A 17,126-nucleotide genomic window follows, 5' to 3' on the forward strand; every position below is an offset into this window, starting at 1 on the left:
CTCCCCGAAAACCTTGGAGGCTGGCTCCTACAGCTTACGCCCGGTCCTACCTGTAGGAGCTGGCCTGCCAGCGAAGAGGGTATCCCGGAGGATGCGGTGCCCGCCCCCCTCGCCAGCAGGCTGGCTCCTACAGACACGCCCCCCTCTCGACTCTACCTGTAGGAGCTGGCCTGCCAGCGAAGAGGGTATCCCTGAGGATGCGGTGCCTGCCTCCTCGCCAGCAGGCTGGCTCCTACAGGTCACGCCCCCCTCTCGACTCTACCTGTAGGAGCTGGCCTGCCAGCGAAGAGGGTATCCCTGAGGATGCGGTGCCTGCCTCCTCGCCAGCAGGCTGGCTCCTACAGTCACTCCCTACTTCGTCAGTGTAGCCACTGCCTTCTCGAATCGCTCAAGGCCCTCCTCGATATCGTGTTCCGGAATGATCAGAGAGGGCGCCAGGCGGACCACGTCACCGCCGGCCACCAGCACCAGCAGGCCTTCTTCCTGGGCGGCGGCCACGAAGTCCTTGGCCCTGCCCTTCCACTCTTCGGTTAGCACACAGCCCAGCAGCAGGCCCTCGCCTCTGACATGGGTGAAGATGCGGTGTTTTTCACCGATGGCCATCATGCCCTTGCGGAGCTTGTCGGAGCGGGCGCGGATGCCCTTGAGGATGTCTGGCTGGCTTATGGTGTCGATCACTTTCTGTGCCACGGCACAGGCCAGTGGATTACCACCGTAGGTGCTGCCGTGGGTGCCAACGCCAAAACTCTGGGCCACGGCATCCGTGGTCAGCATGGCGGCCACCGGGAAACCGCCGCCCAGGCCCTTGGCGCTGGTGAGGATGTCCGGGGTGACGCCATAGTGCTGATAGGCATAGAGGTACCCGGTACGGCCGGCGCCACTCTGGACCTCATCAAACACCAGCAGGGCGTCATGGTCGTTACAGAGCGAGCGCAAGCCCTTGAGGAACTCCGGGTCCGCTGGCAGCACACCACCTTCGCCCTGGATTGGCTCCACCACCACGGCGCAGGTCTTCTCCTTCGAGATCAATGCCCTGACCGAGTCCAGGTCGTTGTAGGTGGCGTGATGGATGCCGCCCGGAGCCGGCTCGAAACCTTCCAGGTACTTGGGCTGGCCACCGACGCTGACGGTGAAGAGGGTGCGGCCGTGGAATGAGTTGGTAAAGGCAATGATTTCGTGCTTTTCCGGACCGTGCTTCAGCCAGCTGTGGCGCCGTGCCAGTTTGAAGGCGGCCTCGTTGGCCTCGGCACCGGAATTGGCGAAGAACACTCTCTCGGCGAAGGTCAGCTCCTTCAGGGAGCGGGCGAGACGGAGAGCCGGTTCATTGGTGAGCACGTTGGAGACATGCCAGAGCTTCTCGGCCTGTTCATGCAATGCGCCGATCAGGCCCGGGTGGGCGTGGCCCAGGCTGTTGACGGCGATCCCGCCGGCAAAGTCGACGTACTCCCGGTCGTTCTGGTCCCAGAGTCGGGAACCCTCACCTCGAACCGGAATCATGGCCCCGGGGGCGTAGTTGGGTACCATGACGTCGTTGAAAAGTTCGCGGGTGACGGGATCTCTGTTCATGTAGTCCTCTCTGGCATGGCTGATGCCGGCCTGGGCCGGACCGGCGACAAAACCCTATGATACGTCAGTCAACGAGCGTCTGGAAAACTAATGGCTGGTGTCAAGCATAAGAACCTCCGGCCTGCCCACCGGCGACAGCGGCAGAACTTTCAGCCCTGGCACGCCCTTGCCAGACAACGCCTTGACCACCAGCTTGTAGGAATCCATGTCGAAAGTCACGGCCTGCCCCCGCAGGCTAAGCTCTGCGAATTCCTCTTCCGAATGCACCGTGGCCACGTGCATCCAGTTGTAAATCACCAGAATGTCCATGCGCCCGGTCTTCGGATTAAGCTCCATAACGCCGATGGGGCCGTCCCAGGGCCAGGTTTTCAGGCGCAGGCTGTGGAAGGCAATCTGGACGCGCAGATTATAGCGAGTGACGTCTTCTACTCTCTCGCAGGCGCCCCTGCAGCGCCCCAGGGTCCGCTGGAAGCAGGGCCCTGTCTGCTCCGGCGGCTCCAGTCCCAGCAGGCGGTTGCACAGCTCGTTTTTGGCTGCGATGCCGGTCAGCGCCCGCTGGGCGTCCCGCTTGCTACGGAAAAGTCCGAAATAATCGCCCAGGCGATGGGGCTCGACTTCCCGGGTCAGGCTGGCCTGCAGGTAGCCACCGGGGCCGGTGGTCAGCTCGATGCTCCATAGGGTCTTGGCGGGTCGGGAACGGCGGTTGTAGAGAGGCCTGAGCTTTTTGATCTGTTTCAGTTCCAGCAGCAGCGCCCCCAGTTCACCGGCGGTTTCCGTCCATTCCACCCGGCGCAGGCTCTCGGACATCCGCACACCGCGACTGGAGTTATGGTCACCGGAGAAATGGGAGGCGACGCGCTGCGCGATACTGGTGCTCTTCCCCACATAAAGCAGGACATCATTCTCACCGTAGAACCGATAGACTCCGGGCACGGCGGGTAGGCCATCCATTATGTCCGGCGGCAGATGAGAGGGCACGCTGGGCCTTTGCAGCAGTGTCCGCACCGCCTGTTCAACCGTTTCCGATCCGTGCTCCCCAAGGGTGTGACGAAAGAAATCCAGCATGGCTGATACGTCTCCCATGGCCCGGTGACGCTGAACCTGGCCCAGGCCATGACGCTGAATCAGAGCGTCCATATTGTGGCGGCGGTGCTCGGGGTAGAGCCGCCGCGACAGTTTCACGGTACACAGGACCTTCGCCGAAAACGCCTGCCCCAGGCGTCGGAACTCGGTCTTCACAAAGCCGTAGTCAAAGCGCGCGTTATGGGCGACGAACACCGCACCGTCGAGCTTTTCCCTGAGTTCGTCCGCGATCTCGGCAAACCGGGGCGCCGTCGCAACCATGGCGTTGGAGATCCCGGTAAGGCGTTCGATGAAAGGTGGAATGCTGGTCTCCGGGTTGAGCAGGGTCTGCCATTCATCCACCACCTCGCCGTCCCGCCAGAATCGGATGCCGATCTCGGTGATACGGTCGTGGCCAGTGGAGCCACCCGTGGTTTCCAGGTCCAGAAAAGCGAAGGTCGCCGATTCAAGAAACATCAATTTCTACCCGAATACGCCATGTGAAGGAGGATACGACAGGAACGGGCTGTTCGACGACTGATCGGAACGAAGGTTCCTCACTTTCAGGCTGTGACAGACTTAATGGGCCGGATCACGGGCGCGGGACAGACTGGAGTACCGCCGGGCTGATGCCAGCGACAGTTGTGAAGCCGGGGCCTCAAGCCTATGCTGGGTCACTTTCGTAACCACGGACAGGTATTGATCATGATCTCAGCCAGATCCTCCCTGCCGGGCCTTGTGGCCCTTGCCGCCCTCCTTGTCCTGACGAGCGGTTGCGCCACCACGTCCACCGACGATGCCAGGCCGGAGACCTTTGCCTTCGAGAATCTCGGCCAGACCATTGTGCTGCCGGTGGACCTTCTGCGGGGCTCAACGGTCATGCAGGAGACCGGGGTCGCGATTCTCACACCCGACGGGCGCAGCGTCACCCTCGACACACGGACCCACGATGACTTTGCCGAACCGGTGCCGCTACCGCGCTACCCCCTTTACGTGATGGCGCTGGAAGAACCCTCGACAGAGGACGGGCTGACCGAAACCACTGTGGAGGACCTCCTGCAGGCCCGCGAGATCGTCATGTATGGCGAACAGGAGCCCAAGAAGGTAACGCGGTTCGACACCAGGCACGGCAAGGGCTACGCCGCCATCACCGACGGCGAAGCCTTCATATACCTGGTAACCGACGGCTACGACGCCGGCATAACCGAGGTTTATCTGTGGGGCTTCACGGCGAATGAAGTGGAGACCTGGATCGCCCAGGGCCGCATCAGATAACCGAAACCCTGTAGGAGCCAGCCTGCTGGCGAGGAGGCAGGCACCTCGTCCGCAGGGATACCTTCCTCGCTGGCAGGCCAGCTCCTACACTGGGCCGCGATTCCGAGGATGGCCCCGAAACCCTGTAGGAGCCAGCCTGCTGGCGAAGAGGCTGGCACCTCGTCCAGAGGGATACCCTCTTCGCTGGCAGGCCAGCTCCTACACTGGGCCGCGATTCCGAGGATGGCCCCGAAACCCTGTAGGAGCCAGCCTGCTGGCGAGGAGGCAGGCACCTCGTCCACAGAGACACCCTCTTCGCCGGCAGGCCAGCTCCTACATTGGGCCGGTAACCCGAGGATGGGTCCGCAACCCTGTAGGAGCCAGCCTGCTGGCGAGGAGGCAGGCACCTCGTCCACAGAGATACCCTCTTCGCTGGCAGGCCAGCTCCTACACTGGGCCGCAATTTCGAGGATGGCCCCGAAACCCTGTAGGAGCCAGCCTGCTGGCGAAGAGGCTGGCACCTCGTCCAGAGGGATACCCTCTTCGCTCGCAGGCCAGCTCCTACCAGTTTCTCCCTACAGCAGCAGCCGGCGGATATCTCCCAGAACGTCGCTCAACAGGCTGGTGAAACGGGCCGCGTCGGCACCGTTCACGGCCCGGTGGTCATAGGACAACGACAGCGGAAGCATAAGCCGCGGCTGAAAGGCCTCGCCGTCCCACACGGGCTTCATATCGGCCCGGGAGAGGCCAAGAATCGCCACTTCCGGCGTATTCACAATGGGCGTGAATGCCGTTCCGCCGATTCCCCCCAGGCTGGTTATGGAGAAACAGGCCCCCTGCATCTCCGCGGGCTTGAGCTTCTTGTCCCGGGCCTTGCCGGCCAGCTCCTGGGCTTCCTCCGCCAGCTGCCAGAGCCCCTTCCTGTCCACGTCCCGGATCACCGGCACCATCAGGCCGTGGGGCGTGTCCACCGCAATGCCGATGTGAATGTACTTCTTGCGCACCACTTCCTTGCGACCCATGTCCAGGGAGACATTGAACTGCGGCAGCTCCGCCAGGGCGGTGGCACAGGCCTTGAGGATGAACGGCAACGGTGTCAGCTTGACGCCCTTCTTCTCGCCGGCCTGCTTCTGCCCCTTGCGGAAGGCCTCCATGTCAGTGATGTCCGCCTCGTCGAACTGGGTGACATGGGGCACGTTCAGCCAGCTCCGTTGCATATTGGTGGCGGTGGCCACCATCATGCGGGACATGGCCTCTCGTTCCACCTCGCCGAACTGGCTGAAATCCGGCAGCTTGATGCCCGGGATGCCGGGCCCCTCGACAGCCCCGCCTTCCTGGGCTTTCTTCAGGTTCTGGCGAATGTAGCCCTCCACATCCTCCTTGAGGATGCGGTCCTTGGGACCTGAAGGCTTCACCCGGGTCAGGTCGGCCCCCAGTTCCCGAGCCAGTTTGCGAACCGCCGGCCCGGCGTGAACCCTGGTGCCCGGTGAGGGCATCTCATAGGTACCGCCACCACGATCCTCCTCGCCGGCAGGCTTCCCGCCCCGCTCGGGGGATTCCGCTTTCTCCCCTTCATCTTTCCCGGCTTTTTCCCGGGGCTCTTCGCGGGTGCCTTTCTTCGCGCCGGCTCCGGAACCCTCCTCGCCTTCCTCCTCGACCGTCATCTCCAGCAGGTCGTCCCCCTCGGAGAGCTTGTCGCCCTCCTTGACGAGAATCCTGCTGATTCTGCCAGCGTAAGGCGAAGGGATCTCCATGGTGGCCTTGTCGGATTCGACGGTCACAAGAGGGTCATCTTCCCCGACGGTATCCCCTTCACTGACGTTGATCTCAATGACCGGAACATCGTCGAATCCGTCCAGGGCGGGAACTTTCACTGTCTCCTTGCGGCTGCCGCCCGAGGCCTTCCCCGTTTCGGTTCCGCTCTTTGTCCCGGAAGGGGCCGGCGTTTCGTCACTCTTTTGATCCTGCTCACCGCCTTGCGCTTCCCTGGTCTCCTGGTCCTCGGCGGCTTCACTTTTCTCATCTCCTCCGGCATCACCACCTTCCGAATCCATGGTGCCGACCACATCGCCTTCCTTGAGCCTGTCGCCCACTTTCACAGTGAGCCTGGTGATCCTGCCGGCCGCCGGGGCCGGCAGCTCGACCGAGGCCTTGTCGGATTCCACCGTCAGTATCGGGTCCTCCTCCTGAACGGTGTCGCCCTCACTCACCAGCACCTCGATGACCTCGACCTCATCCGCGCCGCCGAGGTCGGGAACCTTGATGTCCTGTTCACTCATTGCGGCCTCCTCAGCTCAGCACCGGATTGGTTTTATTGCGGTCGATGCCGTACTTGCGCATGGCTTCCAACACCTGGTCGTTTTTCACCTCGCCGTCCTTCGCCAGGGCGGAGAGGGCCGCCACGACGACGTAGTAACGATCCACCTCGAAGAAGTGACGCAGCTTCTCCCGGGTGTCACTGCGGCCAAAACCATCCGTGCCCAGGGTGAGGTAGGTCTTGGGAATGTAGGCCCGCAGTTGCTCGGAGTGCAGCTTGATGTAATCCGTGGAGGAAACCACCGGACCTTTCTGCGGCTCCAGGCACTGGGTGACATAGGCCTGCTTGGGGGTGTCGTCCGGATGCAGGCGGTTCCACCGCTCCACATGCATACCCTCTCGCGCCAGCTCGTTGTAACTGGTCACGCTCCACACGTCGCTGGCCACATTCCAGTCGTCCTTCAGCATCTGGGCCGCGGCACGCACCTCATTGAGAATGGCGCCGGAGCCAAGCAACTGGACCCGGGGGGCTTTCTTGCCACTCTTGGCCTCCACCGACTCGAACAGGTACATACCCTTGATGATGGCTTCCTCGATGCCTTTCTGCTCGGGCATGGCAGGCTGCTGGTAGTTTTCGTTCTCGATGGTCAGGTAATAGAAAACGTTCCGGTTGTCCTCGAACATCTCCTTGATGCCGTGCTGGACCACAACCGCCATCTCGTAGCCGAAGGCCGGGTCGTAGGCGCGGCAGTTGGGCACGACATTGAACAGCACATGGCTGTGACCATCCTGGTGTTGCAGGCCTTCGCCGTTGAGGGTGGTACGGCCGGCGGTGCCGCCGATGAGGAAGCCCCGGGCCTGCATGTCACCAGACGCCCAGACCAGGTCCCCGACCCGCTGATAGCCGAACATGGAATAGAACACGTAAAAGGGAATCAGGGGGAAGTTGTTGTGACTGTATGAGGTTGCTGCGGCCATCCAGGCGGCCATGGCACCATCCTCGTTGATCCCTTCCTGGAGAATCTGGCCTTTCTTCTCTTCCCGGTAGTACATGATCTGATCCCGGTCCTGGGGCACGTACTTCTGCCCTTCGGACGTGTAGATACCGAGCTGCCTGAACATGCCTTCCATGCCGAAGGTACGGGCCTCATCCGGCACGATGGGAACCACCCGTTTGCCTATCCGCTTGTCCTTGACCAGGGCATTCAGCAATCGCACGAAGGTCATCGTGCTGGACACCTCCCGGTCGCCGGAGCCCTCGAGCACACTCTTGAATACCTCCAGCTCTGGTACCTTGAGCGGCTGACTGTCCTTGCGGCGCTTGGGGTAGAATCCGCCCAGATCCTGCCGCCGCTTCTTCATGTAGACCATTTCCGGGCTGTCCGGTGCCGGCCGGTAATAGGGGATCTCCTCCAGCTCATCATCTTTCACGGGGATGCCGAAGCGGTCCCGGAACGCCTTGAGGGCATCGATATCCAGTTTCTTCAGGGAGTGGGCCGTGTTCTGGGCCTCGCCTGCGGCTCCAAAGCCGTAGCCCTTGACGGTGTGGGCGAGGATCACCGTGGGTCGGCCTTTCGCCTCATTCACCGCCTTGTGATAGGCCGCATAGACCTTGTAAGGGTCATGACCGCCACGATTGAGCTTGTTGATATCCTCGTCCGACAGGTCCTCCGCCATCTTGGCCAGTTCAGGGTACTTGCCGAAGAATTCCTTGCGGGTATAGGCGGGACCCTGGCTGCTGTAGTTCTGCAGGTCGCCATCGCAGATCTCATCCATGGCCCTCTGCATCGCCCCATCCTCATCCTTCTCGAACAGCGGGTCCCACATGCGGCCCCAGACCACCTTGATCACGTTCCAGTCGGCGCCGCGGAAAATGCCCTCCAGCTCCTGGATGATCTTGCCGTTGCCTCTCACCGGCCCGTCCAGTCGCTGCAGGTTGCAGTTGACCACAAACACGAGGTTGTCGAGTTTCTCGCGGCCGGCCTTGGAAATGGAGCCCAGGGTCTCCGGCTCGTCACACTCGCCATCGCCGACGAAGCACCAGACCTTGCGATCACCCATGTCGATCAGTTCCCGGCTGTGCAGGTACTTCATGACGTGGGCCTGATAGATGGCCTGGATCGGGCCCAGACCCATGGACACCGTGGGGAACTGCCAGTAATCGGGCATCAGCCAGGGGTGCGGGTATGAGGACAGGCCATTGCCGTCCACCTCTTCCCGGTACTTGTCCAGGTGCTCCTCGTCGAAGCGCCCCTCCAGATAGGAGCGGGCGTAGATACCCGGGGCGGCATGGCCCTGGAAGTACACCAGGTCCGATTCGCGCTTTTCGTCGCCGCCATGGAAGAAATAATTGAAACCCACATCGTAGAGTGTGGCGGCGGAGGAAAAGGTGGAAATATGGCCACCGAGTTCGCCGGGGCGCTTGTTGGCCCGGACCACGGTGGCCATGGCGTTCCAGCGAATCAGGGAGCGTATCCGTCGTTCCATGAACAGGTCCCCCGGCATGCGGGCTTCATTCCTTGGGGGAATCGAGTTACGGAATGGTGTGGTGATGGCATACGGCAGCTCGGTACCTTCACGGCTGGCACGCTCGGAAAGCCGCTCAAGAATGAACTTGGCGCGCTCCACACCTTCGTTTGCAATGAGTGATTCCAGCGCATCCAGCCATTCACTGGTTTCAGTGGGATCTTCGTCCTGGTACATCGAACCCTCCGGTTGTCGGATTGGGCGACCTTTGGTCGCGTCGTTATCGGTGCCACCGGATAACGGGTGCCACCAGTCCTGCGAAATACTCTAGCCAAAGCATAGAACAGGTTGTGTCGATTGGCCGTTTCTGATGCCCTTCGGAGATGTTGCCAAATTACTACAATTCCGGCAATAGTCATTAGACCAACGTACTATTTAAGTAGTTTTTATAAAATTCAATCAGTCAGCTTCCTCTTCATGATGACTGGCGCCACCCATAAACAAGCTGGTGCGAACGACCTGCACCAGATAAAGCTTTCCGCACTAAAGGACACACGCCCCCTGCCTGATCACAGCGGCCGGAGCAATCGGATGATCGTTCAGCATGTTCGCCGAAAAACCCATAAATTCACGTGCTTCAGAAACATTTCCGATAAAGGCTCTCAGGCGGCGCCAAAGCTCCACGCATTTTTTTAATTAGAGCTGAAAATGTTGAACTTTTTCCGGTATACTCGCTTGCCCGATTTTTGAACAGTGGTGGCAGATTCGGTCCGGTCAGCCACCTGCCATTTCACTCAGACAGAGGGCGATTCATGAATTCCATCGTCACCTTCCCGAACCGGATTCCGACCGTCGAGTTTGAAGAACGTCGTTTTCAGGTTTACACCGACCGTCAGCTCGACAAGATCGAGGTCATCCAGAACCTTCCCGAAGAGACTCTGTTCGAAATGAAAGTCGTGGCCAGTGTGCTGCCCTTTCGTGTTAACGAGTACGTCATCAATGAACTTATCGATTGGGACAAGGTGCCCAACGATCCTCTTTATCAGCTGGTATTTCCGCAGAAGGGCATGCTCAGGGATGAACATTACGAGCGCATGGCCAAACTCCATCGTGAGGGTGCCGACAAGAAGCTGATCCAGAAGGTCGCCAAGGAAATCCGCGATGAGCTGAACCCGCACCCGGCGGGCCAGATGGAAATGAACCAGCCCATGCTGGACGGCGAGCCCCTCGAAGGCCTGCAGCACAAATACCGCGAGACCGTCCTGTTCTTCCCAGCCCAGGGCCAGACCTGCCACTCCTATTGCACTTTCTGCTTCCGCTGGGCGCAGTTCGTCGGTGACAAGGACCTGAAAATGGCCAGCACCGATGCCGACAAGCTCCACGGCTACCTTAAGCAACACCCCGAAATCAGCGACCTGCTGGTGACCGGCGGTGACCCCATGGTGATGAAGACCAAGAACCTGGTGCAGTACCTGGAGCCACTGCTGGAGCCGGAGTTTGACCACATCCAGACCATTCGTATCGGCACCAAGGCCCTCACCTTCTGGCCGTACCGGTTTGTCACCGACAAGGATGCGGATGAGCTGATCGAACTCTTCGCCAGACTCGTGGATGCCGGCAAGCACGTGGCGATCATGGCCCACTACAACCACTGGCAGGAAATCACCACCGACATCGCGGAAGAGGCTATCCGCCGCATCCGCTCCACCGGTGCCGAAATCCGCGCCCAGGGCCCGCTGATCAAGCACGTCAATGACAATGCCGACGACTGGGCAAAGCTGTGGAAAAGGGAAGTCAAGCTGGGCATCATCCCCTACTACATGTTTGTGGAGAGGGATACCGGGGCCAAGAACTACTTCGAGGTCCCCCTGGCCCAGGCCTACGAGATCTACCGGGAGGCCATGAAACAGGTTTCCGGCCTGGCCCGCACCGCCCGGGGGCCCTCCATGAGCGCCGGCCCCGGCAAGGTGGAGATACAGGGCATCGCCGAGATCAAGGGCGAGAAGGTATTCGTCCTGCGCTTCCTCCAGGGCCGCAACCCGGACTGGGTGCAGCGCCCCTTCTTCGCCAAGTACAGCGACACCGCCACCTGGCTGCATGAGCTCGAACCGGCTTTCGGGGAGGAGAAGTTCTTCTTCGAGGACGAGTATGAGGAAATGCGGAAGGGGAATGGCTGACAGGGTCGGTCAACGTAAAACCAACAGGCAGCCAATTGGCTGCCTTTTTTCTGCCTGAAACCGATTCACAAACACTCGCCGCCCGGATCTCATCACTGATCCCCCGATTCAGGCCTGCCATTGACCTTGATCAATTTCGATTCAAATTCCCTTATTTAACATTATTTTACGCAAACTAAGTTGCTCGCTAACAAAATATTACCTAGTTTAGTCCCGCTCCCGGATCTGGGAGTAAACCCCTGCGCGCCCTTGATCGGCTTCTCCGGATAAAAGGAAACCGATACCTGAACCTCTTTTCGGATTTCTTTCAGGGAATCAGATGACCCGACATCTGACTGCAGCAGGGTTCACATCAAAAAAAGCATGGACCGATAAATGTTCGAGAAAAAAATTCTTCTACGCGCCATTATGGCAGCCACTCTGGCATCAGGACTCACCGCTTGCGGCGGCGGCTCATCCAGCTCCACCTCCAGCGAAACCCCCGCAGATTCGCCCGACGGATCCACTCAAACATCAACCGGCCAGTTTGTGGATAGCCCTGTGAGCGGTCTGGAATATTCCGCCCAGCCTTCCGGCACTGCAGGAATTACAGATGATGACGGCTACTTCCAGTATGTCGAAGGCGATGAGATCACATTCAGTGTCGGCGCATTCAACCTTGGAAAGGCCAGCGGAGGCTCAGTAATAACTCCGGTGGAGCTCACCGGCGATGTCGCCGATAAAACCTCGAACATTGCCCGTTTTCTTCAGACGCTTGACGATGATGGCGTCCCCGGTAACGGAATCACTATCACTGCAAGCACTCGGGAAACAGCAACAAATCAGAACCCGACCGACGTAGCGGATGCCGACCTCGGTAATTCCACCCTGGCAGATACCATTATCGGCCTCACCTCCGAAAACACTGTACCCCAGACTACAATTGTCAGCACCGAAGACGCTACCGATCACCTGAGCGGCACACTGGATCAACTTGAGCCAATAGAGAGCTGTTTGGACGAGCGCGCCGTCGCAGTGACCGAAGACAGACTTGCTGACAAAGTATTCGGGTTCATAAGAGCAGATGAGCAGGGAATCTTTCACTTCCTGCCCGATGGCACGCTTGCCGAGTTCAGTTACGATAGCCAGCGGACCGTCGTGCTCCGCGATGGCGCCCAAGACACCTGGGCACTTCTGAATGGTGGTACCGAGATCCAGTTTGGCCGGGAAGACAGTCCCCTGACTGCGTGCGCGACAGACAATTCCCTTATCTTTGAGCTGGGTGACGAGATCGCGAGATTCTACGACATCAAGGCGTTCGCTCTGCCGTCCTCATCCCAGTCGTTCCTCATTGGGGAGGCACCAATGGATCCCAAGGCTATCCTCACGGTAAATCCGGACGGCAGCCTGGGCTACTTCCCCACGGAAACTCCGATCAGTGAAAATTCCAAGGCCACCGTCGCCACTTCCGGCGTACTGAACCTGGATTTCGATGAAGGCGATGTCATCGATAAGATCTTCTTCCTGGCCGGCCAGAGCAACCGCATCGGAGTGCATCTGGATTACAGTGAGACCGGTTCGCTTCTGCATGTTGGCACCGCTGAAATGATTGCCAATGCCAGCAGCGTGGCCGAAGAAGCCCTGAAAGGGAGTGTTCGAGTATTCCATGATGCGGAGAGCAACGAGACTGTCATCCTGCGCTTCAACGGAGACTACACGCTGGAGGATTTCGCCAACGATTATTACTCTGGAGAAACCCAGGAAACTTATTACTCCAAGGGCTCCTGGAGTCTGCAGGGCGATAAACTGACCATGACCGATGACCAGCAGATGCAAGAAGTCTTTCAGGTGCTTGACGCTGGCACTGCCACCTACTTTGCCACACCCGGAACCGAGGAAGAGAACCTGTACAAGCTGCGCAAGACACAGGCAATCACTGAGTCAGCCTTCCTGGGCACTTATACCGTCAGTGTTCCCACCGAAAACACCGTCGAGAGGGAGTTGGTTGTGCAAGCGAATGGCGTATGCACCTACTCCGGCACGGACTGCACCTGGACGATTGACGCTACTGGCAAGGCTGAGCTCAATTTCGGCAGCAACGAAACCGGAACCGTTGAAATCTGGCAATTGGCGGGCAGCAATGATCAGTTTGCCCACCTTATCACCCACTCAAACGATGTGACTGACATCGAACCGGGCTTCATGACCCGTAACTGATCGCTCTTAATAAGCCCATATCACTTGCCGGTGTCTTTTCGCCGGCAAGTGATTCACCTCTTCTTCGGAACAAACCCCTCCGGCTTGTCCCTCAGCCATTCCACAAACGTCTCCAGCTCCTCCAGCTCAAGCAACGCCTCCCTGGTGTTGTAGCGCATCCCCAGCTCATATTCCGACGCCGCCCGATGGATGGCATTGTGGCAGGGCCGACAGACCCAGAGGGTTCGGGTGATCATGTCCTCCCGGTCGAACAGCTTCTGGAAGCGCTTCTTTCGGTGCAGGCGTTTGGGAATCAGGTGGTGGCGGGTCAGCCTGGCGACAGGGCGCTGGCAGAGTTCGCAGTGATCGGGTTGCGGGGGTAGCTTGAGCATTTTTTAGCCACGGAATCCACGGAACGACACGGAAAACGAAACGAAAAGACAGCACTGAGCCACGGAATTACGCAGACGAAGGAAAAAAGATCTCAGAAATATTGAGTCTTTTCCGTCCGCGTCGTCCGTGGCCCATTACGTTTTCGGTTTTTTCCGTGTCGTTCCGTGGATTCCGTGGCAAACCCGGGATCAGTGCATCATGGTGTAAAGCTTGCGCCGATAGGTACGAACGTCCGGGTTGGCGTTGCCGAGTTTTTCGAAGAGTTCCACCAGGGTCTTCTTGGCCACGCCATCCCTGTACTCAGGGTCGACCTGCATGAGCCGGATGAGCAGGTCCATGGCTTCGGCGTTACGATCGTGCAGAGCGTACTGGATGGAGAGCTGATAGAGGGCGTCCGGATCTTTCGGGTCCTGTTCTACAGCCATTTCCAGGTCCTTGACCGGAGGCAGCTCCCCCGCCTGGCGCAGGAAATTGAGACGGGCGATCAGCTGCTTGGCCTTGGGCTGCAATTTTTCTTCCGGGGGCAGGCTGTCGAGGACCTGCTGTGCCGTGTCCAGGTCTCCCAGTTCCGCCTTGAGCTGGGCCACGTCGATGAGCACCTTCATGTCGTCCGGGTTCTGCTGGTTAAGCTCGGTGAACATCGCCAGCGCTCCCTCCAGGTCACCTTCCTCCCAAAGGCGGTGGGCGGCCTCGTAAGGGTCTTCGCTCTCTTCCGGCTTTTCAACGTGCTTTTCGAGGATCTTGCGCACTTCCCCTTCCGGCAGGGCGCTGTTGAACCCGTCCACCGCCTGACCGTCTTTCACCAGCACAATGGTGGGCAGGCTGCGAACACCCAGGCTGGCCGTCAACTGCTGCTGCTCATCGGCATTGACCTTCGCCAGAAGGAATCCGCCCTGATATTCGTTGGCCAGCTTTTCCAGTATCGGCATCAGTTGCTTACAGGGCGCGCACCAATCGGCCCAGACATCCACCAGCACCGGTGTGGTCGCGGAGGCGTCCATGACCTTTTCCTGGAAGTTATCAATGGTGGCTTCAAAAATGTAGGGGGAATCGTTCATGGAAGACTACCTGTCTGATCCGGAAAATAATGGGTTGCGAATGGAATTACCCAGTACATGGTGCCAATGAACGCAAATTCAAGGCATTCCCGGGCGCTGGCATCCAAGCCTTGAATTCCCGGCTCTCGCCGCTACATAGCATGAAAGACCGCTATAAGCGCCGGGCCAGATCGTGCACCCGCCCGGCCCTTTTTCCAACCGAGGACGCGAGGAGTTCCATGGCCGACGAAAAACGCAACGAGGCGCCGGAAGACGATGTTACCGAGTTCATCGGTCGCGACGAAAACACCAGCAAGGAGCTGATCCTGCCCGGTCAGCCACGACCCCGACGGATGTATGTTATTCCGGTATCCAACCGACCGTTTTTCCCGGCTCAGGTACAGCCGGTCCTGGTCAACCAGGATCCCTGGCAGGAAACGCTGAAGCGGGTGGGCGATACCGACCACCGGATGCTGGGTATCTGTTACGTGGAAAACGCCGATCCGGACAGCCAGGTTCCCGCCAGCGGTGAGCTGGAAACCATGGGCTGCGCCGTAAGGGTGCATCATGCCCAGCAGGACGATGGCAAGCTCCAGTTCATTGCCCAGGGGGTTACCCGATTCCGCATCACCCAGTGGCTGCGCCGGCGGCCGCCTTACCTGGTGGAAGTGGAATACCCTGAGGAGCCGGAGGAGCCGGCCGATGAACTCAAGGCCTACACCCTTGCCATTATCAGCGCCATCAAGGAACTGCTCCGCTCGAATCCCCTTTACGGCGAAGACGTCAAGCAGTATCTGTCCCGTTTCGGGCCGGACGACAGCTCCCCCCTCGCGGATTTTGGTGCCTCCATGACCAGTGCACCCGGCCGTGACCTGCAGGATGTTCTGGACACGGTGCCCCTGCTCCGGCGCATGGAAAAGGTGCTTACCCTGATGCGCAAGGAGCAGGAAGTCGCCCGACTCCAGGAGGAGATCAACGAACAGGTCAATGACAAGGTCCAGAAGCACCAGCGGGAGTTTTTCCTGCGGGAGCAGCTCAAGGTCATCCAGCGTGAGCTTGGCATGGCCAAGGATGACAAGACCGCGGACATCGAGCGCTTCGAGGCCCGCATGCAGGAGCTGAAGCCCACCGAGGAGGTGCAGGCCAAGTTCAAGGAAGAAGCCCAGAAACTCCAGGTGCTCGAGCAGGGCTCTCCGGAATACGGCGTGACCCGCAACTACCTGGACTGGCTGACCCAGGTACCCTGGGGAGTGACCTCGGATGACCACTTTGATCTGGGCCATGCCCGCACGGTACTGGACAGGGACCATGACGGACTGACCGACGTCAAGGACCGGATCGTGGAGATCCTGGCGGAAGGCAATTTCAAGGGCGAGATGTCCGGGTCGATCCTGCTTCTTGTCGGCCCGCCCGGCGTGGGCAAGACCTCCATCGGTCGCTCGGTCGCCGACGCCCTTGGCCGTGAATTCTACCGCTTCAGCCTGGGCGGCATGCGGGACGAAGCCGAGATCAAGGGACACCGCCGTACCTACATCGGTGCCATGCCCGGCAAGTTCGTGCAGGCGCTCAAGGACGTCAAGGTGTCCAACCCGGTAATCATGCTGGACGAAATCGACAAGATTGGCTCCTCATTCCAGGGGGATCCCGCCTCCGCGCTGCTGGAAACCCTGGACCCCGAACAGAACCGGGACTTCCTGGATCACTACCTGGACGTACGCCTGGATCTGTCGAAGGTACTGTTCATATGTACCGCCAACCAACTCGACACCATTCCCCGGCCCCTGCTGGACCGGATGGATACCATCCGCCTGTCCGGCTATATCACCGAGGAAAAAGTGGCCATCGCCAAGCATCACCTGCTACCCAAGCTGCTGAAGCGGGCGAAACTGATGAAGAAGCAGCTCAACATCACCGATGCCGCCCTGCGCCAGGTGATCGAAGGCTATGCCCGGGAGTCGGGCGTGCGTAATCTGGAGAAACAGCTCCACAAGATTATCCGCAAGGGCATTGTGAAGTTGCTGGATAATCCCGATAAGCCGGTGCGGGTTGGTGTCTCGGACCTCGAGGGCTACCTCGGCCAGCCGGCGTTCCGGAAGGAAAAGGCCCTCAAGGGCATGGGCGTGGTTACCGGCCTTGCCTGGACCTCCATGGGCGGCGCCACGCTGAGCGTCGAGGCATCCCGCATCCACAGCAACCAGCGGGGATTCCGCCTGACCGGTCAGCTTGGCGATGTCATGAAGGAGTCGGCGGACATCGCCTACAGCTATGTGTCATCGAACCTGAAACGCCTGAAGGCGGACACAACATTCTTCGACAAATCCTTTGTCCACCTGCACGTGCCGGAGGGCGCCACACCGAAGGATGGCCCGAGTGCCGGTGTCACCATGGCGACGGCCCTGCTGTCCATTGCCAGGAAGGAGGCCCCGCTGCAGAACATCGCCATGACCGGCGAACTCACCCTGACCGGCCAGGTGCTGCCCGTGGGCGGCATTCGCGAAAAGGTCATCGCCGCCCGTCGCCAGAAGATCACCACCCTGATCCTGCCGGACGCCAACCAGGGCGACTTCAACGAGCTGCCGGAGTACCTCAAGGAAGGGCTGACAGTGCACTTCGCCAAGCACTACAACGACGTGTACCAGATATGCTTCGGCGACAAGCCCAGGAAGGGATCAAGCGTGCACTGAATCAGGGATGTTCCGACTGTAGGAGCCAGCCTGCTGGCGAGGAGGCGGACCGCATC

General features: G+C 59.8%; 10 protein-coding genes. 4 read left to right on the forward strand and 6 right to left on the reverse strand.

Features of this window, described 5'->3' with window-relative positions; all coding sequences use genetic code 11:
* Window positions 1–351: 351 nt before the first annotated feature.
* Window positions 352–1,566 carry an aspartate aminotransferase family protein gene (locus BM346_RS07705; RefSeq protein WP_092010429.1) on the reverse strand — a complete coding sequence of 405 codons (1,215 nt, stop codon included), beginning with the start codon at window positions 1,564–1,566 and terminating at the stop codon, window positions 352–354.
* Between the two features lie 87 nt (window positions 1,567–1,653).
* A complete protein-coding gene (locus BM346_RS07710; protein WP_092010433.1) occupies window positions 1,654–3,105 on the reverse strand; it encodes an exonuclease domain-containing protein in 1,452 nt (483 codons plus the stop codon).
* A 228-nt stretch (window positions 3,106–3,333) separates the two neighbouring features.
* Between BM346_RS07710 and BM346_RS07715 the strand changes: the two genes are divergently transcribed.
* Window positions 3,334–3,903: a hypothetical protein gene (locus tag BM346_RS07715; protein ID WP_139229921.1), complete on the forward strand. Its 570-nt coding sequence runs from the start codon at window positions 3,334–3,336 to the stop codon at window positions 3,901–3,903.
* Window positions 3,904–4,457: 554 nt separating this feature from the next.
* Here BM346_RS07715 and aceF read toward each other — a convergent pair.
* On the reverse strand, window positions 4,458–6,161 hold the full coding sequence (gene aceF, locus BM346_RS07720) for a dihydrolipoyllysine-residue acetyltransferase (RefSeq protein ID WP_092010439.1): 1,704 nt from the start codon (window positions 6,159–6,161) through the stop codon (window positions 4,458–4,460).
* Window positions 6,162–6,171: 10 nt separating this feature from the next.
* A complete protein-coding gene (gene aceE, locus BM346_RS07725) occupies window positions 6,172–8,841 on the reverse strand; it encodes a pyruvate dehydrogenase (acetyl-transferring), homodimeric type (RefSeq protein WP_092010442.1) in 2,670 nt (889 codons plus the stop codon).
* A gap of 575 nt (window positions 8,842–9,416) precedes the next feature.
* On the opposite strand from aceE, the gene BM346_RS07730 reads away from it, so the two are divergent.
* Entirely contained in the window at window positions 9,417–10,781 is a 1,365-nt protein-coding gene (locus BM346_RS07730) for a KamA family radical SAM protein (protein ID WP_092010445.1), read from the forward strand.
* 375 nt (window positions 10,782–11,156) lie between these two features.
* Window positions 11,157–12,977, forward strand: coding sequence for a hypothetical protein (locus BM346_RS07735; RefSeq protein ID WP_092010448.1), 1,821 nt, complete (start codon window positions 11,157–11,159; stop codon window positions 12,975–12,977).
* Window positions 12,978–13,030: 53 nt separating this feature from the next.
* On the opposite strand, the gene BM346_RS07740 is transcribed toward BM346_RS07735, so the two are convergent.
* Together BM346_RS07740 and BM346_RS07745 are read right to left on the reverse strand one after the other, a co-directional pair.
* A complete protein-coding gene (locus BM346_RS07740; protein ID WP_092010450.1) occupies window positions 13,031–13,348 on the reverse strand; it encodes a hypothetical protein in 318 nt (105 codons plus the stop codon).
* Window positions 13,349–13,537: 189 nt separating this feature from the next.
* Entirely contained in the window at window positions 13,538–14,407 is an 870-nt protein-coding gene (locus BM346_RS07745) for a thioredoxin family protein (RefSeq protein ID WP_092010453.1), read from the reverse strand.
* 218 nt (window positions 14,408–14,625) lie between these two features.
* Between BM346_RS07745 and lon the strand changes: the two genes are divergently transcribed.
* Window positions 14,626–17,070: an endopeptidase La gene (lon, locus tag BM346_RS07750; RefSeq protein ID WP_092010456.1), complete on the forward strand. Its 2,445-nt coding sequence runs from the start codon at window positions 14,626–14,628 to the stop codon at window positions 17,068–17,070.
* Window positions 17,071–17,126: the final 56 nt, after the last annotated feature.

Source organism: Marinobacter daqiaonensis (assembly GCF_900115285.1).
Classification (GTDB): domain Bacteria; phylum Pseudomonadota; class Gammaproteobacteria; order Pseudomonadales; family Oleiphilaceae; genus Marinobacter; species Marinobacter daqiaonensis.